Origin of the sequence: Luteibacter sp. UNC138MFCol5.1, assembly GCF_900110505.1 — a bacterium.
Lineage (GTDB): Bacteria > Pseudomonadota > Gammaproteobacteria > Xanthomonadales > Rhodanobacteraceae > Luteibacter.
Genome location: NZ_FODZ01000009.1, coordinates 31,742 through 51,231 on the forward strand (window position 1 = coordinate 31,742; position 19,490 = coordinate 51,231).

The 19,490-nt window shown below is 67.9% G+C and carries 13 protein-coding genes; 8 read left to right on the forward strand and 5 right to left on the reverse strand.

Annotated elements, in window-relative coordinates; genetic code table 11:
• Positions 1-62: 62 nt before the first annotated feature.
• Entirely contained in the window at positions 63-737 is a 675-nt protein-coding gene (locus BMY69_RS18470) for a TerC family protein (protein WP_090181068.1), read from the reverse strand.
• Between the two features lie 294 nt (positions 738-1,031).
• On the opposite strand from BMY69_RS18470, the gene BMY69_RS18475 reads away from it, so the two are divergent.
• From BMY69_RS18475 to BMY69_RS18500, 6 genes are all read left to right on the forward strand, one after another.
• Entirely contained in the window at positions 1,032-2,483 is a 1,452-nt protein-coding gene (locus tag BMY69_RS18475) for a bifunctional 2-methylcitrate dehydratase/aconitate hydratase (RefSeq protein WP_090181070.1), read from the forward strand.
• A 195-nt stretch (positions 2,484-2,678) separates the two neighbouring features.
• Positions 2,679-3,773 (forward strand): OmpA family protein, encoded by a 1,095-nt coding sequence (locus BMY69_RS18480; protein WP_090181072.1) that lies wholly within the window; start codon positions 2,679-2,681, stop codon positions 3,771-3,773.
• A gap of 282 nt (positions 3,774-4,055) precedes the next feature.
• Positions 4,056-4,493: a DUF3574 domain-containing protein gene (locus BMY69_RS18485; protein ID WP_090181074.1), complete on the forward strand. Its 438-nt coding sequence runs from the start codon at positions 4,056-4,058 to the stop codon at positions 4,491-4,493.
• Positions 4,493-6,085: a hypothetical protein gene (locus BMY69_RS18490; protein ID WP_090181075.1), complete on the forward strand. Its 1,593-nt coding sequence runs from the start codon at positions 4,493-4,495 to the stop codon at positions 6,083-6,085. Before BMY69_RS18485 ends, BMY69_RS18490 begins: the two co-directional genes overlap by 1 nt.
• A gap of 69 nt (positions 6,086-6,154) precedes the next feature.
• Positions 6,155-6,685 carry a lactoylglutathione lyase gene (gene gloA, locus BMY69_RS18495; RefSeq protein WP_090054916.1) on the forward strand — a complete coding sequence of 177 codons (531 nt, stop codon included), beginning with the start codon at positions 6,155-6,157 and terminating at the stop codon, positions 6,683-6,685.
• A gap of 10 nt (positions 6,686-6,695) precedes the next feature.
• On the forward strand, positions 6,696-7,352 hold the full coding sequence (locus BMY69_RS18500; protein ID WP_090181077.1) for a rhomboid family intramembrane serine protease: 657 nt from the start codon (positions 6,696-6,698) through the stop codon (positions 7,350-7,352).
• Here the strand turns inward: BMY69_RS18500 and rapA are convergent, their stop codons facing one another.
• The 4 genes from rapA to BMY69_RS18520 form a co-directional block, all read right to left on the reverse strand.
• Entirely contained in the window at positions 7,353-10,184 is a 2,832-nt protein-coding gene (gene rapA / locus BMY69_RS18505) for an RNA polymerase-associated protein RapA (protein ID WP_090181078.1), read from the reverse strand.
• Between the two features lie 64 nt (positions 10,185-10,248).
• Positions 10,249-10,929: a Fe2+-dependent dioxygenase gene (locus BMY69_RS18510; RefSeq protein WP_090181080.1), complete on the reverse strand. Its 681-nt coding sequence runs from the start codon at positions 10,927-10,929 to the stop codon at positions 10,249-10,251.
• A 20-nt stretch (positions 10,930-10,949) separates the two neighbouring features.
• Positions 10,950-13,268, reverse strand: coding sequence for a catecholate siderophore receptor Fiu (locus BMY69_RS18515; protein ID WP_090181082.1), 2,319 nt, complete (start codon positions 13,266-13,268; stop codon positions 10,950-10,952).
• A 268-nt stretch (positions 13,269-13,536) separates the two neighbouring features.
• Entirely contained in the window at positions 13,537-15,675 is a 2,139-nt protein-coding gene (locus BMY69_RS18520; RefSeq protein WP_090181084.1) for a M13 family metallopeptidase, read from the reverse strand.
• 238 nt (positions 15,676-15,913) lie between these two features.
• Between BMY69_RS18520 and BMY69_RS18525 the strand changes: the two genes are divergently transcribed.
• Both BMY69_RS18525 and BMY69_RS18530 read left to right on the forward strand, forming a co-directional pair.
• Entirely contained in the window at positions 15,914-17,620 is a 1,707-nt protein-coding gene (locus BMY69_RS18525) for a phospholipase C (protein WP_090181086.1), read from the forward strand.
• Positions 17,613-19,232, forward strand: coding sequence for a multicopper oxidase family protein (locus tag BMY69_RS18530; protein WP_255364614.1), 1,620 nt, complete (start codon positions 17,613-17,615; stop codon positions 19,230-19,232). The genes BMY69_RS18525 and BMY69_RS18530 overlap by 8 nt, the downstream gene beginning before the upstream one ends.
• Positions 19,233-19,490: the final 258 nt, after the last annotated feature.

Sequence of the window (19,490 nt, forward strand, 5' to 3'; positions counted from 1 at the left end):
TCTCGTGGGAGCGGCCCCGGCCGCGACATCGTTTCGCGACCACCCCGGAGCTGGCGCGCGAGCTACGCGGCGGCCTGGCGGCGGCGCGTGTAGAGCCAGCCGCCACCGCAGATGCCGGCGACGAGCAGCACGTCGAGCAGCCACGGCGCCCACGGGCGTGCCTCGAACCACGGGGCGAGCAGGTGGTCGTGCGCCATCATGCGCGCGGCCGTCCACGCGATCGCGCCCGCGCCGATGTAGACGATCACGGGGAACCGCTCGATGAGGCGCAGGATCAGGGTCGAGCCCCAGACGACCAGGGGCACGCTGATGGCCAGTCCGAGGATGACGAGGCCCATGTGCCCCTTGGCGGCGCCGGCGATCGCCAGGACGTTGTCCAGGCCCATCAGGGCGTCGGCCACGACGATGGTGCGGATCGCCGACCAGAAACCCGAGGCGGGGCTGATGTCGGGATCGTGCTCCTCGTGCTTGAGCAGCTTCCAGGCGATGGGCAGGAGAAGGAGGCCGCCGGCCAGCATGAGGCCGGGCAGCTTAAGCAGCCAGATCACGGCGAAGGTGAGGAGGATCCGGATCGCGATCGCGCCAAACGTGCCCCAGAAGACGGCCTTCTTCTGCAGGTGGCGGGGCAGGTTGCGCGCGGCGAGGGCGATGACGATGGCGTTGTCGCCCGCCAGCACGAGGTCGAGCAGGACGATGGCGGCGAGGCCGGAGAGGAACTCGGGGGTGAGGAAATCCATGTATGGGTACCTTCGCGCGCGGTGGTCGGACCAATGCGGCGGCGACGGGTACGCGCCCCCGTCGTCACCGCAAAAGTCTCGTTCCTGGCGCGAAGCCACCGCGACGACCGGGTTGCGTGGGAGCAACCGTACTGACGATCGACGCGCACGGGGCCGGGATGGCCGCCGCGGAACTACTCCCCTTCGGGTGTGTCGTGGGGCGCATTGTCCCTGTTGGGATGCACCGCGGCAAGACATCCCCCGGGGGTCACCGGCTAAAATCGCGGGCTTTCCCAACCCCTCGCGAGTGAAGTCATGAGCGCACACGACATCCGTTCCGCCACGCGTCCCGATCCGGACCAGCCGCTGGTGGACATCGCCAACTACGTGGCCGATTACCAGATCGACTCGCAGGAGGCCTACGACACCGCGCGCTACATGCTCCTGGACTCGCTCGCCTGCTCCGCGCTGGCCATGAAGTTTCCCGACTGCGTGAAGCATCTCGGCCCGGTCGTCCCGGGCGCCGTGATGCCCGGCGGCGTGCGCGTGCCGTTCACCTCGCACGAGCTCGATCCGGTGCAGGCGGCGTTCGCGATCGGCACCCAGATCCGCTACCTCGACTTCAACGACACCTGGCTCGCCGCCGAGTGGGGCCATCCCTCGGACAACCTGGGCGCCATCCTCTCGGTCGCCGACTATCTGTCGCGCAAGGCGGAGAAGGAGGGCGGCAAGGCCCTGACCGTCCGCGACGTCCTCGGCTACGCCATCAAGGCCCACGAGATCCAGGGCTGCTACGCGCTGAAGAACAGCTTCAACCGTGTCGGCCAGGACCACGTGATCCTCGTCCGCCTCGCCTCCACGGCCGTCACCACGGCGATGCTGGGCGGCGGCAAGGAACAGATCACCACCGCGGTGTCGCACAGCTGGATCGACAACGGCGCGCTGCGCACGTACCGCCACGCGCCGAACACGGGCCCGCGCAAGAGCTGGGCCGCCGGCGACGCCTGCCGCCGCGCCGTCACGCACGCCATCAACGCCGTCTACCGCAACGTGGTCGGCTACCCGTCGGCGCTCTCGGCGAAGACCTGGGGCTATTACGACGTGGCCTTCAAGGGCAACGCGTTCGAGTTCGAGCGTCCGTTCGGCAGCTACGTCATGGAGAACGTGCTTTTCAAGATCAGCTTCCCTGCCGAATTCCACGCCCAGACCGCGGTGGAATGCGCGATGCAGCTGCACGCGCAGGTCGGTTCGCGCATCGACGAGATCGAGAAGATCGTCATCGAGACGCAGGAAGCCGGCGTCCGCATCATCGACAAGACCGGCCCGCTGGCGAACTACGCCGACCGTGACCATTGCATCCAGTACATGGTCGCCGTGCCGCTGATTTTCGGCCGTCTCACGGCCGACGATTACAACGATTCGGTGGCCGCCGACCCGCGTATCGACGCACTGCGAGACAAAATGACCGTGATCGAGAATCCGCAGTTCACCAAGGATTATTTCGACCCGGAAAAGCGCTACATCGGCAACTCGGTGCAGGTGTTCTTCAAGGACGGCACGTCCACCGAAAAGGTCTCCATCGACTTCCCGATCGGCCACCGCAAGCGCCGCGCCGAGGGCATCCCGGTGCTGCTGAAGAAGTTCGAGGCCGCCCTGCGCGCCGAGTGGCCCGCCGAGCGCGTGGAGAAGGTGCTCGCCGTGACCTCGTCGCCCGAAAAGCTCGACGCCATGCCCATTCACGAGTTCATGACGCTCTTCACGGCTTGATAATGGCCGTGACTCAAGTATGAACGGCGGTTTTTAGCATGTGCCCAATTGTTTGATTTTTGCTAAACTGCCGCCGCCCGTTGAAGGGGTTAAAAGCGAGGGACGGCTGAAGTCCCCGGATTCGATAAGAGTTCTACGCGCGATTTCCGTCTGGGGTGGAGCGCGGACGCGAATACCAATAATGAGGAGACACCGATGAAACGTAAGGGCTTGTTTTTGCTGATTGGCTTGGCCCTGGGCGGCGTGGGTGCCGTTCACGCGCAGGAATCCGACTCGTCGGGTAACGGCTACGACGGCCGCTGGTACATCGCCCCGACGGTTGGCGGTTACTACAACGACACCGACCGCAACACGAACAGCCGCCAGGTCTACTACGGCCTGGGCGTCGGCAAGTTCATCTCCAACAACGCGTCGATCGACATCTTCGCCGATCGCACCAAGCGCGATAACGACGGTGCTGGCCACTGGTCGAACAACAGCTACGGCGTTGCCGCCCGCTTCTACGCTGGTGCGTGGGACAGCTGGCGTCCGTACCTGCTGGCCGGCGTGATGGGTTCGTACCACCACAACCCGTCCGACAACGGCTGGTCCCCGGCTGCCGAGCTCGGCGTCGGCGTGTCGAAGACCATCACCGACAGCTCCGACTTCCGCGTTGAAGCCGGCTACCGCTACGATTGGGACGACAAGACCACCGACAGCGAGAACGGCTACGGCGACTGGTTCCTCGGCTTCTCGATCGTCTCGCGCTTCGGCGAGCCGCCGGCGGCTCCGGCTCCGGCCGCTGCTCCGGCCCCGGCCGCTCCGGACTGCTCGACGCTCGACAGCGACGGCGACGGCGTGAACGATTGCGACGACAAGTGCCCGGCCACGCCGGCTGGCACGATCGTCGGTCCGGACGGTTGCCCGCAGAAGGTCGTCATCGACCTGCGCGGCGTCAACTTCAAGTTCGACCGTCCGAAGAAGGGCGAGACGAACATCGGCCCGACCCTGCAGGAGCCGACCAGCGAGTCGCTGGGCGTCCTCGACCAGGCTGTCGACACCCTGCAGCGTTACCCGCAGGTCAAGGTCACGGTTGCCGGTTACACGGATAGCGTCGGTAAGGACGCTTACAACCAGGGCCTGTCCGAGCGTCGCGCGAAGATCGTGTACGACTACCTGACCTCGCACGGCATCGGTGCGGATCGTCTGGAAGGCCCGATCGGCCACGGCGAGAACAACCCGATCGACACGAACGACACGGCCGAAGGCCGCGCTCGTAACCGTCGCACGGAGCTGCAGGTTCAGCAGTAAGCCGCGCAAGATCGGTAGCAACACAAAGGAGCCCGGCGAAAGCCGGGCTCTTTTTGTTTGAGCGGACCTGGCCGCGACATCTTCTCGCGAAGCCCCGGAGCTGGCGCGTGAGCCCGATGACCGGGGCGAAGAGCCGTCGCGGCCAGGTCCGCTCCCACCGGCGCACCGAACTGTTGGAGCGGACCTGGCCGCGACCGCTTTTCGCGAGGCCTCGGAGCCGTCGCGGCCGCGACCTGCTAACCTCCCAGCCGTCTGGCCGTAAGGACGTCCATAAGGGGGCGCATGAAAGTCGTAACCGGATGGTTGGTCGCCGCCGCGCTCGCCTGCGCGGGCTGTGCGACGCATGCCGTTTCGCCGACCTCCACCGGTGACGCCGCGCATCCCGTCGCGGCGCGGGGCTGGGTGGGGACGGAGCTCTACTTCGGCCTCGGCGCCGCCGATGCCGCGTCCGGCGTGAGCGACACGGCCTGGCGCGCGTTCCTCGATGCCGAAGTCACGCCACGGTTTCCCAGCGGACTCACCGTGGTCGACGCCTACGGCCAGTGGCGCGACGCGGGGCAGGGCACGCCCGAGCGGCTCCGCTCGAAGGTCCTGATCCTTCTGCATCCCGATACGCCGGCCGCCCGCGCCGACATCGACGCGATCCGCGCCGCGTGGAAAGCGAAGACCGGCGACCGGTCCGTGCTGCGCGTCACCCAGCCCGCCGAGGTTTCCTTCTGATGGTGAAACAACCCTCCACCGCGCGCCGTTTCGGCGGCGGCGACCTCAATGGCCTGCTCGGCCTCGTGGTCGACAACCTGTCGCTGCTCGCCTTCATGGCGACCGCGCTCATCGGGATCTTCGGCATGCCCGCCGACCTGGTGTTCCGCCGCATGTTCCCCGGCACGGCGCTCGGTGTCCTGTTGGGCAACCTCGCCTATACGTGGATGGCCCGCCGGCTCGCCATGCGCACGGGACGCACCGACGTCACCGCCATGCCGCTGGGTATCGACGCGCCGACGACCATCGGCATGGCGTTGCTGGTGCTCGGTCCGGCCTACGCGGGCTATCGCCAGTCCGGACTCGACGAACTCGCCGCCGGCGAGGCGACGTGGCACCTGGGCATGGCGTCGCTGGTCGTCATGGGCGTCCTGAAGTTCGTGCTCTCGTTCTTCGGTGCCTGGGTGCAGCGCTCGGTGCCGCGCGCGGGCCTGCTCGGATCGATCGCGGGCATCGCGCTGGTGCTGATGGGCTTCCTGCCGCTGGTGGAGATCATGCGCGTCCCTGTCGTGGGCTTCGCGGGTCTGGGCATCGTGCTCTACGCGCTGATCGCGAAGCGGCGCCTGCCGTTCGGCGTGCCCGGCGTGCTCGGGGCTTTCGTCGTCGGCGTCGTGCTGTATTACGGCCTGGGGCCCTTCGGTCTGCTCGGCACCGGCTACCACGCCCCTTCGGCCTGGCAGTGGCGCATCGGCTTCCCCTGGCCCAGCCTCGGGTTCGTCGAGGGTCTGCCGGCCACCGTGCCTTACCTGCCGCTGATCCTCCCCTTCGGCCTGCTCATGGTCGTCGGCGGCATCAACGTCACCGAGAGCGCCCGTGCGGCCGGCGACGACTATGCGACGCGCGACATCCTGCTCGTCGAGGCGCTGGCGACGCTCGTCGCGGGTATCTGCGGCGGCGTCGCGCAGACCACGCCCTACATCGGCCAACCGGCTTACAAGGCGATGGGCGCGCGGACCGGCTACACGCTCGCCACGGGCCTGGTCATCGGTCTGGGCGGTGTCTTCGGTTATCTGTCGAACCTCGTCGAACTGTTGCCGGTGGCCGTGCTCGCGCCGATCCTCGTGTTCGTGTCGATCGGCATCACGACGCAGGCGTTCGAGGCGACGCCGCTGCGCTACGCGGGAGCGGTCGTCTTCAGCTTCTTCCCGGCGATCGCGCGCATGCTGGCGATCAAGCTGGGCGATCCGGGCATCGTGGATCCCGCGCACTTCGCGGCGCTCTACGGCGACGGCAGCCACGGCGTCTCGCCGCTCGCGGTGATCGTGATCCTCGGCAACGGGTTCATCATCACCTCGATGGTCTGGGCGAGCTTCGTCGTGGCGATGATCGACGGGCACGTGCGAAAAGCCGCCGGCATCGTGGCGCTGGGTGGGGTGCTCACGGCGTTCGGCCTGATCCACTCCGTGCAGCCGATCGGTTCCGTCTACCTGCCGTGGCTGCTCGATGCCGCGAACCAGGCGCTGGTCTGGCCGTTCGTCGCGGCGTACGGAGCGCTCGCGGTGGTGCTGCTCCTGCTTTCCCTGGCGCCCGAGAAAGCCGCGACTCCCCATTGAACGCCGCCGCGCGGCTTGAATTGACGGCAGGGGGCAGCCACCCTTGGAGTCTGTCCCAAGGAATCGCCCATGTCCCTTTCCGACCTCACCTCGCTTCCCGGCGTCACCGCGACGCCGGATGCCGCGACCCACGGCTACGTCTTCAACCACACGATGATCCGCGTGCGCGACCTCGACGTGTCGCTGGACTTCTACACGCGCGTGCTCGGCTTCACCCCGGTGTACCGGCACGTGTTCGAGGAGGCCGCGTTCACCATCGTCTACCTCGTGCTGCTGGGCGACCGCGCCGCGATTCCCGATGACGACGAAGCCCGCAAGGCGTGGGTGCTGCGCCAGCCCGGCGTGCTGGAGCTCACCCATAACCATGGCACCGAGAAGGAGCCCGTCACCCCGTACCACAACGGCAACAGCGAGCCGCGTGGCTTCGGCCACCTCTGCGTGAGCGTGCCGGACGTGAACGCGGCCTGCGCACGCTTCGAGGAACTCGGCGTGACCTTCCAGAAGAAGCTGACGGACGGGCGGATGCGCCACATCGCCTTCATCCGCGATCCGGACGAGTACTGGATCGAGATCCTCCAGCCCACGCCGCTGGCCGGCTGACGACACGCCGATGCCGACGAACCTGCCGCCGGTCACCCGGAACCTGCTCATCGTCAACGTCGTGGTGTTCGCGTTGCAGTACCTGCTGCACGACCAGGACACGCTGTCGCTCACGCGCTGGTTCGCGCTGTGGCCGTTCGGCCACGACATCGCCGTCGACCTTGGCGGTGGCGATGTCGCCGGCATCGGCTTCCGTCCCTGGCAGCTGGTCACCTACGGCTTCATGCATGGCAACGTCATGCACATCGTGCTCAACATGTACGCGCTCTACATGTTCGGCGGCCTGATCGAGCGGGTGATGGGCACGCGCCGTTTCACCGTCTATTACTTCGCCTGCCTGATCGCGGCGGCGGTGGCGCAGCTGGCGGTGGTGTACCTCTTCGAGCCGGACCGCATGTACCCGACGGTCGGCGCCTCGGGTGCCGTGTTCGGCCTGCTGGGTGCGTTCGCGATGCTCTTCCCGCGCGAAAAGCTGATGCTGATCCCGATTCCCATCGGTATCCCGGCATGGCTCTTCGTCACCTTGTACGGCGTCGCCGAACTCGTCTTCGGCGTGACCGGCACCCTGTCCGGCGTGGCGCACTTCGCCCACCTTGGCGGGCTCGTGGCCGGACTGGCCCTGCTCTGGGCGTGGGGCGTCAGGCCGCCGCCACGCCATTGGTCGTGATCAGCGCAACGCCAGGAAATCCGGGCTGACGACGAAGCGCACCGCGTCGAGTCGCAGCCGGGCTTCCGGAATGGCGGCGAGCAGCGCGTCGCGTTCGGCGGCGATCGCGTCGACCTCGTCATCGGAGATCGACGGGTTCACGGCGTGCAGCGCCACGAGGCGCGCGTGCTCGGCGTCGAGTTCGCGCCGCGCGGCGTCGAGCGCCTCGGCCTTGAGCACTTCCGCGCGCGCCTCCACGAGGTCCTGCGCCCGTTCGAGCATGGGCGGCACGAGCTTGGAGAGGAACTTCCGGTAGCGCGGCACTTCGATGTTGCGGTCGGCGGCGCGGCGCAGCGCGACGTCGCTGGGGCGGAACTGCGCGCGCTCGGTCAGCTTCGTGTCCACCGTGAGCGTGAGCGGCGTGGCCGGCAGGAAGCGACCGGCGTCGAGCTTGCGGTCGGCCACCACCTCGAGCACGAACACCGTCTGCAGGAGCGCGGTGCGCACCGGCAGCGCGTCGTCGACGAGGAACGCGGCATTGCCGTCCTCGCCCGAGACCAGCAGGTCGACGGCCGCGCCCACCATGGGGTGGTCGAGGCGGAGCAGCGGCAGGTCTTCGCGCGCGAGCGCGATGTCGCGCGAGAACGTCACGGAGACCGGGCCGTCCGCGAAGCCGGGCAGGCCATCGGTGGACAGGTACTGCGGATCGAGCAGCACGATGCCGCGCGCGAGTTCTTCGGCGTGAACGCCGTAAGTTTCGAACAGGCGCTGGATGAAGGCGTCGCGCTTCGGATCGTCGTCCTCGGCGGCGAAGCTGCCGGCGAGGTCGCCCGCGTGCGGATCGCGGCTGGCCGCGAGCTCGAGCAGGTGGTCGCGACCGGCGTGGATCAGCGCGGAGAGTTCCTCGTGCGCGCCGCGCGTCTCGGCGATCAGGGCATCCAGCTCCTGGTCGCGGTCGTCGTCCTCTCGGGCATGCTCGTCGGCGAGCGACGAAAGCAGGCTGCCGAAGCGGCGCAAGAGTTCGCGACCGTCGGCGGGGCTGCTGCGGAACGCGTCGAGGCCCTCGTCGTACCAGCGCGCGAGCACGTGCTGGGCGCTCTGGCCGACGAGCGGCACGTGGATCGTGATGTCGTGTTTCTGGCCGATGCGATCGAGGCGGCCGATGCGCTGTTCGAGCAGGTCCGGGTCGAGCGGCAGGTCCCACATCACCAGGCGATGCGCGAACTGGAAGTTGCGGCCTTCGGAACCGATCTCGGAGCACAGCAGCAGGCGCGCGCCGTCGGGCTGGGCGAAGAACGCGGCGTTGCGGTCGCGCTGCACGATGCCGAGGCCTTCGTGGAAGCGCGCCACGCCGACGCCGCTCTTCGTGCGCAGCGCGTCCTCGATCGCCATCACCTTGGCCTGGCTGCGGCAGAGCAGGAGGAACTTGTCGTTGGGATGGGCGTCGAGCAGGCCGATCAGCGCGGCGAGGCGCGGGTCGTTGGCATAGTCGAATTCGAGCGGCGCGGGCGGCTGCTGGATGTCCGAGCGGAACTCGGCGAGCAGCGCCTCGCGGCGGCCCGGCTCCAGCGTCGACGGATCGATCGCGATCAGGTCCGGCACGCGGCGCGGAAAGCCGCCGATGCCGGCGCGGCGATTGCGGAACATCGCGCGTCCGGTGCCGTGGCGGTCGATGAGCGCGGCGAGCAGGTCGTCGCCCGCGTCGTCGCGCGAGAGCAGGGCGGCCAGCTCGCGATCGCCCTTGAAGCGTTCGGCGAGCGTGGCTTTCTGCGTCGCGTCGAGCGCGGTGCCGGCGGCCAGCGTGCTGGCGATGTCGGACAGTTCGGCGTAGCCCGCCGATTCGGCGAGGTAGGCGTCGAGGCTGGCGTAGCGCTGCGGGTCGAGCAGGCGCAGGCGGGCGAAGTGCCCGGCGCGGCCGAGCTGTTCCGGCGTGGCGGTGAGCAGGATCACGCCCGGCGTCGCCGCCGCGAGTTCCTCGACGAGGCGATAGCGCGGGCTGGCGCCTTCCGGCGTCCATTCCAGGTGATGCGCCTCGTCGACGACGATCAGGTCCCAGCCGGCCTCGGCCAGCTGCGCGGCGCGTTTCGGCGCCGACTCCAGGAACGCGAAGTCGGCGATGACGAGCTGTTCGTCCTCGAACGGATTGCGGCCGTCGTTGGCCTGCTCGATCGCTTCGCAGCGCTCCTCGTCGAAGATCGAGAACGAGAGGTTGAAGCGGCGCAGGAGTTCCACGAACCACTGGTAGACCAGCGTCTCGGGCAGCAGCACGAGCACGCGCCCGGCGCGGCCGGTGGCGAGCTGGCGCGCGAGGATCATGCCCGCTTCGATCGTCTTGCCGAGGCCGACCTCGTCCGCGAGCAGCACGCGCGGCGGGCGACGGGCGGCCGCGATGCCGGCGACGCGCAGCTGGTGCGGCACCAGCCCGATGCGGGCGGATTCCAGGCCCCAGGCGGCGGAGCGGCGGGCGTCGGCACGGCGGCGCAGGGCGTCGACGCGCAGATCGAAGCGGTCGTTGGCGTCGGTGCGGCCGCCGATCAGGCGGTCGTCGGCCTGCGACAGCGCCTGCTCGTCGTCGAGCTGACCCTCTTCGAGTTCGCGGCCTTCGCCGCGATAGACGAACAGGCCTTCGCGCTCCTCGATGCGTTCGACGAGGAAGGCCACGCCCTTGCCGGAGACCCGCTGGCCGGCACGGAATTCGGCGCGGATCAGCGGGGCGCTGTCGGTGGCGTACGGACGCAGGACGCCCGCCTTGGCGAACAGCACCTGCACGCTGCGTCCTTCGACGCGGAGAATGGTGCCGAGGCCGAGCTCGGGCTCGGCGGTGGAAATCCAGCGTTGACCGGGTTGGAACATGCTTTGGGGAAGCCAGACATCAGGGGGCGCCAATTATCCGCTCTCGAAGGCGCCCCTGCCTACCTCATGTTTCGGCCCAGCGCCTGAGCAGGTTGTGGTAAACGCCCGTCAGTTGCAGGATCGCGGCCTGGTCGGCGCCGCTTGACGAGAGTGTGCGGATGGCCGCGTCCATCTCGAGCAGCAGCCGGCGCTCCCCGTCGTCGCGGACCATGCTCTGGATCCAGAAGAACGAGGCGACACGGGCGCCGCGGGTCACGGGCGCGACGCGATGCAGGCTGGAGGAGGGGTAGACGATGGCGTCACCGGCGGGCAGCTTCACCTCGTGTTCGCCGTACGTGTCGCTGACGATCAGCTCGCCGCCGTCGTAGTCGTCCGGCTCGCTCAGGAACACGGTGCAGGAGATGTCGCTGCGCACGTGCGTGTCGCCGCTGCCGGTGTGCATCACGGCGCCGTCGATGTGGAAACCGTATTCGCCGCCGCCTTCGTAGCGGTTGAAGCGCGGCGAGATCGTGCGCAGCGGCAGCACCGCTGCGTCGAACAGCGGATGGCGCCGCAGCGCCGCCAGCACGAGATCGCCCAGTTCGCGGCGCAGCGGCGACGCGTCGGGCAGCTGCAGGTTGCGCTTGACCTTCGCACCCTGCGGACCGACGGTCTCGCGACCGTCGGTCCAGTCCGCGCCGTCCAGGGCGAGGCGCATCCCGGCCACCTGGTCTTTGCTCAGGACGTCCGGGATGTGCATCAGCATGGCGGCGGTTCCTCTCTGGATCAGAAGCGGATGTTGGCCTGGAGCATCGCCGAGCGCGGCGTGGCCGGGGTGTAACGGTAGCCGCTCTTGTTGATCGCCGCGACGTATTCCTTGTCGAACAGGTTGTACACGTTGAGCTGGATGTCGACGTGGCGGTTGATCGGGTAGCTCGCCACCGCGTCGAACACCCAGTAGCTCTGCGTGTACGCCGGGGTGCCGACCGCGCCGTCCGTGCCACGCTGCAGTCCGCCCTGGTAGCGCGCACCGCCACCGACCGTGAGGTTGAACGGCAGGTGGTAGGTGGTCCAGGCCGTGAACGAACGCTTCGGCGTGTAGGCCAGGTCGTCGGAACCGTTGGCCGTGACGCCCGCACCCTTCTCGACGGTCGCGTCCTGCGTGGAGAAGCCGGCGCTGATCGCCCAGTTCTCGGTGATCTTGCCGATCGCGGTCAGTTCCACGCCCTGCACGCGCTTCTTGCCGATCTGGTAGTAGAGCAGGTCGGTCGGGTCCTGCACGAGCTCGTTGGTGACCGTGGTGCGATAGAGCGCCGCCGTCACCAGCAGCTTCGAATCCATCAGGTCCCACTTCGTGCCGACTTCGGCGGTGCGGGCCTTCTGCGCGTCGAAGCTGGGGTTGTCGGCGCTGTTGGCCGACGAGGACAGCGTCAGCGTGTTGCCGCCCGGCGGCTCCTGCGACTGCGCGAAGTTGACGTAGATGCTGCCGTTGGCCGCCGGCTTGTAGAGCACGCCCACCTTGTAGTTGAACAGGTTGTCGCTCTTCTTCGCGTCGACGCCCGGCACGATGCTGCCCGGACGCAGCGGACCGCACACCGGACCGTTGCGCGCGCCGCAGACGACGAGGCTGCTGAAGTCGGTCTTGTAGTGGTCGAGGCGCACGCCGCCGTTGACCTGCCAGCTGTCGCCGAACTTCAGCGTGTCGAAGAAGTAGGCCGCCGCGGTGTTCGTCTTGCCGTCGCTGCGCGCGCCGGTTTCGCCGTAACGCAGGCCGCCCACGTGCGAGTACGGCTTGTACAGGTTCGCCGCCGGCCAGGTGCTGCCGGCGAGCGGCGCGATGCCGATCGTGCGGGCCTTCTCCTGCGTCAGCTCGATACCGGCACTGATGTCCTGCGTGACCGCGCCCGACTCGATCGTGGCGGTGAGGTTGGTCTGGTTCGTGGCGATGCGGTTGGACTGGTGCTTGAACGTCGGGGAGCTGCGCGCGATGGTCCACGTCGACGGATCCGCCGGGTTCGGCGTGAGCAGGTTCGCCGTGGAACCCATGAAGGAGGTCAGTAGGTAGTCCTGCGTCGTGCGGCCGATGCGCGAGGTGTTGTGCAGCGCGACCTTGTCGTTGAAGTCGTGCTCGACGATCACCGTGAACAGGTCCTGCGTGACGTGATCCTTGTCCTGCGTCGTGCCGTAGTAGTTGTCCTGGTCGACCTTCGGCGCGTCGTTGAGGAACGCGCGACGGTCCGGGCTGCTGTAGCCGGGCAGGCCGATGGTGGGAATGCCGCCGTCGGGCACGTTGTTCTGCTTCACGTGCAGGTAGTCGAGGTAGACGCGCGTCGGCGTGCCGAGGCCGAACGCCAGCGACGGCGCGATGCCCCAGCGGTTGTTCTCGATCTGGTCGCGTCCGTAGACGCCGCTCTCCTGGCCGAGCACGTTGAGGCGGAACGCGCCGGTGTCGCCCATCTGGCGGTTGAGGTCGGCGGTCGCGCGGCGGCGCTGGCCGCTGCCCACCTGCACCGTGCCCGACACGCCGTTGCCGAGCACGGGCTGCTTGGTCACGAGGTTGATCGCGCCGGTCGGCGCGGTGCGGCCGTATTCCGTGCCGTCCGGACCCTTCGTGACCTCGACCTGCTCGATGTTGAACATGTCGCGCGACACGGTGCCGAGGTCGCGCGCGCCGTCGACGAAGATGCTGCCCGACGTATCGAAGCCGCGCATGTAGATCGCGTCGCCGGTGTTCGTCTGGCCGTTCTCGCCGACATAGAACGTGCCAACGCCCGGACTGTTGCGCAGCGCCTCGGTCAGCGTCGTCGCGCCCTGCTGCTGGATCAGTTCCTTGTTGATGACCTGGATCGACTGCGTCGTGTCGAGCAGCGACTGGGTGAACTTGGGCGACGAGACCTTTTCGACGCGGTAGTCGCTGGAGCGGTCGGCCTCCACCTGCATGCCGGGCAGCGCCTGCGCGTCGTTGACCTTGGCCTGCTGGGGCGGGGCCACGACATCGGCGGGCGCGTCGGTGGCGATCGCGCCGTGCGCGAGGGTCAGGAGGACGGCGGCACCGACGGTGCGCGCGGCAGGAGCGGCATGCTTGCGGCTCTTGATGAAGGCCATGGGATTCCCTTTGAGTCTGGACGAAAGATGGAACGGCCTTCGTTCGCGCACGCGCCTCCGCGGCACGCGGCGACGAAGCCACGCGGCGGGCAGGGGATCGGTTGGTTTCCCTGTGGGCGGTGCACGGGTACGGGACCCGTCTCGACCAACATCGTAATCGTAATGAGAACGAGTTGCAATTACTCGACCGCAAGGAAGCCGAGGATATGAAAAAGGCGCCGCACTCGCGTGCGGCGCCTTTTCCGTCATCGACGATGACGTGGGGCGGTTACCAGATCTTCACCTGCTTGTCGGCGGCGCGGACCATGGTGGCACCCGGCTTGCACTGGAACGCCGTGGCGAACGATTCCATGTTCGACGGTGCGCCGATGGCGCGCAGCGAGGCCGGTGCGTGCGGGTCGGTGTTGAGGTACAGCATCGCCTGCTTCTCGCGGACGCTGCCGCGCCACACGCGGGCCCAGTTGAGGAAGAAGCGCTGGTCCTGGGTGTAGCCGTCGATCTTCTCGGCGGCTTCCTTCGGATTCTTCTTCAGGGCTTCCTGCAGGGCGTCGTACGCGACGTTGAGGCCGCCGAGGTCGGCGATGTTCTCGCCGAGGGTCAGCTTGCCGTTGACGTGGAGGTCCGGCTTGTCCTTGATCGGCGCGTATTCATTGAACTGCGCGACCAGCTTGCCCGCGCGCTCGTCGAACTTGGCGCGGTCGGCCTTCGTCCACCAGTTCTTGTTGTTGCCGTCGCCATCGAACTGGCTGCCCTCGTCGTCGAAGCCGTGGCTGGCCTCGTGACCGATGACCGCGCCGATGCCGCCGTAGTTGATCGCGTCGTCGCCGTTGGCGTCGAAGAACGGCGGCTGCAGGATCGCGGCCGGGAAGTTGATCGTGTTGTCGGTCGGGTTGTAGTACGCGTTGACCGTCTGCGGCGTCATGCCCCACTCGAGGCGGTCGGTCGGCTTGCCGATCTTGGCGATGTCGTAGTGGTAGTTGAACTTGCTGGCGGCTTCGACGTTGCCGAAGTAGTTCTCACCGTTGACGTCCAGACCGGACCAGTCGCGCCACTTGTCGGGGTATCCGATCTTCGGCAGGAAGGTGTTCCACTTCTGGATCGCCTTCTCCTTGGTCTCGGCGCTCATCCAGTCGAGGTTCTCGATGCGCGTCTTCAGGGCGTTGCGGACGTTGTCCACCAGCTCGTTGGCGCGCTGCTTGGCTTCCGGCTTGAACACCTTGGCGACGTACAGCTGGCCGAGCGCTTCGCCCATCGAGCTGTTCACCGTACCGAGCACGCGCTTCCAGCGCGGCTTCTGCTGCGGCTGGCCGGCGAGGGTCTTGCCGTAGAAGTCGAACTTGTTGTCCTGGAAGGTCTTGGACAGGTACGGCGACGCGCCGTCGATCGCGTGGAAGCGCAGGTAGGCCTGCCACGTGGACACCGGCGTCGACGCCAGCATCTTGTCGAACTCCTTGAAGAACTTCGGCTGCGAGAGCGAGAAGCCCTTGTCGATCGTCACGCCCTGCGCGGCGAAGAACTTCTCCCAGTTGAAGTGCGGCGTGATCTTGTCGGCTTCGGCGACGGAGACGAAGTGGTACTGGTTCTCCGGCGCGCGCAGTTCGACCGGCGCGAGCGAGGCGGCGGCGAGCTGGGTCTCGAACTTCATGACCTCGTCGGCCTGCTTCGTGGCCTGGTCTTCCGGCACGCCGGCGAGCGTCAGCGTCTTCACGATGTAGGCGAGGTAGGCCTTGCGGTTATCGGCCTGCTTCGGGTCGGTGTAGTAGTCCTTGGTCGGCAGACCGAGGCCATCCTGCTGGGCGTAGCCGATCTGCACCTTGGCGTTCTGGAAGTCGGCGCCGGCGCCGAAGCCGAACACGTAGCTGTTGCCGTCGTTGAAGCTGGCATCGAGGAAGTCGACGATGTCCTGCGGGGTCTTCAGCGCGTCGATCTTCGCCAGTTCCGGCTTGATCGGGTCGACGCCGGCCTTCTCGATGGCCGCTTCGTCCATGCCGGAGCGGTAGAGCAGGCCGATCTTCTGTTCGATCGAACCGGCCTGGGCGTTCGCCGCGCCCTTGTCCATCGCGTCGACGATGTCGTGCTGCGTGTTCAGGCTGTTCTCGGCGAGCTTGTCGAACGCGCCCCAGCGGGTGCGGTCGTCGGGGATCGGGTTGGCGGCCACCCACTTCGCGTTGACGAAGCCGTTGAAGTCGTTGCACGCGTCGATGTTCGTGTCGAGCTCGGCCACGTCGAAGGAGGGACCGGCCGGCGCGGCGGCCGTGGTACCGGCGGCCGCCGGGGCGGTGCTCGCGGGTGCCGGCGTGGTGGCGGCCGGCGCGGCGGTGTCGGCGTCGTCGTGCTTGCTGCACGCGGTGCCGGCGAGTGCGACGCCGAGCGCGAGTGCGAGCGGCTTCAGGTACTGCTTGGTCATGGATGTCCCTCGTGACTTGGTGGAAACGGCGCCCCCGGGCGCCGGTGGGGTCCGAGCATAGCCCTTGCGGCCCCGGCGCAGGGCCAACTGTGACGAAAGTCATGGTTGCCGATATTCCGCAAGAACTCGCGACGAATGTCCCCGAACCGTCATATCGGCTTCCTAGGCTTCGCGTGTCCGCATGACAGGGGATGCGGCTTCCCGTCCAGCCCGAAGAGCCAATCGAGGAGCATCCGTCATGCGCAAGTTACTGGCCGCAGGCATCGCCTGCGTGCTCACCCTTTCCGCCGCGTCGATCACGGCACAGCAGGTCGCGGGCGATACGCCGGACGACGGCGTGTCCGCGCTGGGCTTCGGCCACGGCCACGGCGGCCACGGCGACGATCCGCGCACGTCGACGCCGATCCGCCACCTCGTGGTGATCTTCCAGGAAAACGTGTCGTTCGATCATTACTTCGGCACCTATCCGTATGCCGAAAATCCGCACGGCGAGCCCGCGTTCTACGCGCGCCCGTTCACGCCGCCGGTCAACGGGCTGGACCGCCGCCTGCTGACGAAGAACCCGAACGCCACCAACAAGGACAACGGCGACGGCGCGATCAACCCCTTCCGTCTGACGCGCGCCCAGGCCGCGACGGCCGACCAGGACCACGGCTACACCTCCGAGCAGCGCGCGTTCAACGGCGGCCGCATGGATCTGTTCCCGCTCTACACGGGCCGCGGCGAGATGCTGCCGGGCGGCGATCCGTCGGAGGAGGGCAAGGGCCAGGTCATGGGCTATTACGACGGCAACACCGTCACCGCGCTGTGGAACTACGCGCAGCACTTCGCGATGAGCGACGCGAGCTACGGCACCACGTTCGGTCCGTCGACACCGGGTGCGGTCAACATGATCGCCGGCCAGACCGCGGGCGTGATCGACACGCTCAACGGCACGGGCGGCACGACGGACGACGGTAACGGCGGCCTGACGATGATCGGCGATCCCGATCCGATCGGCGACGTCTGCTCGTCGCCCACGGCGACGCAGGTGACGATGGGTGGCCGCAACATCGGCGATCTCCTCAACGAGCGCAAGGTGACCTGGGGCTGGTTCCAGGGCGGCTTCGACCTCACCCGCACGAACGCCGACGGCAGCAGCGGCTGCTCGCGGCGCACGCTGTCGAAGGTGACCAACAGCACGTCCAACGATTACAGCCCGCACCACCAGCCGTTCCAGTACTACCCGTCCACCGCGAACCCGACGCACGCGCGGCCGGCCTCGGTGGCGGCGATCGGCCACAGCGGCGACGCGGCCAACCACCAGTACGACATGGAAGATTTCTACGACGCGCTCGACGCGGGCAATCTTCCGGCGGTGAGCTTCCTCAAGGCGGCGTCGTTCCAGGACGGCCACGGCGGCTACTCCGACCCGATCGACGAACAGGCGTTCGTGGTGCACGTGATGAACGCGCTGCAGCAGAGCGGCGAGTGGCGCGACACGGCGGTCGTCATCGCGTACGACGATTCCGACGGCTGGTACGACCACCAGCAGCCGCCGCGCATGAACGCGTCGCAGGGCAGCACCGACGCGCTGGACGGTCCGGGCGTCTGCAAGGGCCACGGTACGTTGCCGGGCCTCGACGGCAAGACGCCGGCGCAGGGACGTTGCGGCTTCGGTCCGCGCCTGCCGCTGCTCGTGGTGTCGCCGTGGGCGCGCGAGAACATGGTGGACCACACCGTGACGGACCAGAGCTCGATCACGCGCTTCATCGAGGACAACTGGCTGGACGGCAAGCGCATCGGTGGCGGTTCGAGCGATGCCCATGCGGGTCGCCTCGACGGGATGTTCGACTTCTTCCTGCCGCGCCTGTTCGACCGCAATCTGATCCTCGACGAGTCGACGGGCCAGCCGAAGCGGAACGGCGGATGGCCCTGGGCCTCCGGGAACGGTGGGCATGGTTGATCGCCGTCGGTTCCTGAAGACGGCGGGTTGGGCGGCCGCGGCGGGGTGGATCCCGTCGCGGCTGCTCGCGCACGACATGCACGCCATGCAGGCCGCGCCGGCGGGGCGCGTCGGCAACGATCTGTGCATGCACGCGATGGGCGACGTCACCCGCATGCCCGGGCTGGTCGATCCCGCGAAGCTCGCGCCGTTCGTGGATGCGCTGCCCGTGCCGCCGGTGCTCGTTCCCGCGGCGGGCAAGCCGTTGCGCATCCGCATGGCGGAGTCGACGCAGAGGCTGCATCGCGACCTGCCGCCGACACGCTTGTGGACGTACGGCCGGGCGTACCCCGGACCGACCATCGACGCGCGGAAGGGACAGGCGACGGAGGTGATCTGGGAGAACGCGCTGCCGGTGAAGCATTTCCTGCCCGTCGATCATGCGATCTGCGGTGCCGAGGCGGACAAGCCGGAGGTGCGGGCGATCGTCCACCTGCACGGGGCGCAGGTGCCGCGTGCCGACGACGGGTATCCGGAAGACTGGTACGTGCCCGGCAAATCGCGTCGTCACCGGTACCCGAACACCCAGGATGCCGCGACGCTCTGGTACCACGACCATGCGATGGGCATCAATCGGCTGAACATGTACGCGGGCCTTACGGGCCTTTACCTGCTGCGCGACGAGCACGAGCTCGGCCTCGGCCTGCCGGCGGGTGACCAGGAACTGCCGATCGTGCTGGCGGATCGCCTGCTGCGCGAGGACGGCAGCCTCTATTACCCCGATTCCGGCGACGCGAACGCGCCGTGGGTGCCCGAAGTCTTCGGCAACCTCACGCTCGTCAACGGCGCGATCCTCCCTCGGGCCGACGTGCAGCCTCGGCGCTACCGTCTGCGCGTGCTCAACGCGTCGAACGGCCGCTTCTATCACCTGCGTTTCCGCGACGGCCGTCCGTTCCAGGCGATCGGCTCCGATCAAGGCCTGCTGCCCGCGCCGGTGTCGATGCGGTCGATCTTCCTCGCGCCCGGCGAGCGGGCGGACCTCGTCGTCGACTTCGCGGCGTCCCGCGGCGGCGCGATCGAGCTGATGAACGACGCGCTCCCGCTCATGCGGTTCGCGGTGGGGCAGTGCGCGGTGCGCGACGACAGCCGCGTGCCGGACGTCCTGCGCGACGTTCCGCGTTTCACGGAGCGCGACGTGTCACGCTCGCGCGAACTCACCCTCGACGAATACAGCGACTGCGTCGCGACCCCGATGCTCATGCTGCTCGGCGGAAAGCGCTGGCACGATCCGGTGACGGAGACGGTGAAGCTCGGGACGACGGAGGCGTGGAACCTGGTGAACCTCACCGAGGACACGCACCCGATCCACCTGCACCTGGTGCGCTTCCAGATCCTCGACCGTCGTCCGTACGATGTCGATGAATACATGTCGTCGAAGACGCTGCGTTTCACGGGTCCGGCGCAGCCACCGCCGGCGCACGAGCGCGGGTGGAAGGACGTGGTGCAGGCGTACCCCGGCATGGTCACGCGCATCGTCGCGACCTTCGACGGTTACAAGGGCCGCTACGCGTGGCACTGCCACCTCGCGGAACACGAGGCCAACGAGATGATGCGGCCGTTCGAGGTGGTGTAAGCCCGATCGTGGAATGCCCTCCTCGTAGGAGCGCGCCTGTAGTGTCCGGGTATTTCTGGACCACCGAGTAGGAGCAAAATCTCCTGCGAGGTGATCCATGGGATACAAGAAGATTTCGTCGGCTCTGAAGGCCGAAGCGGTCCGACTGGTGGTCGAGGCGGGGCATTCCCCGCCTGAAGCGGCCCGGATGATGGGTATTGGCCCGACGGCGCTGCGTCGTTGGGTCGAGCAATATCGGGAACGACAGGCCGCCATGCC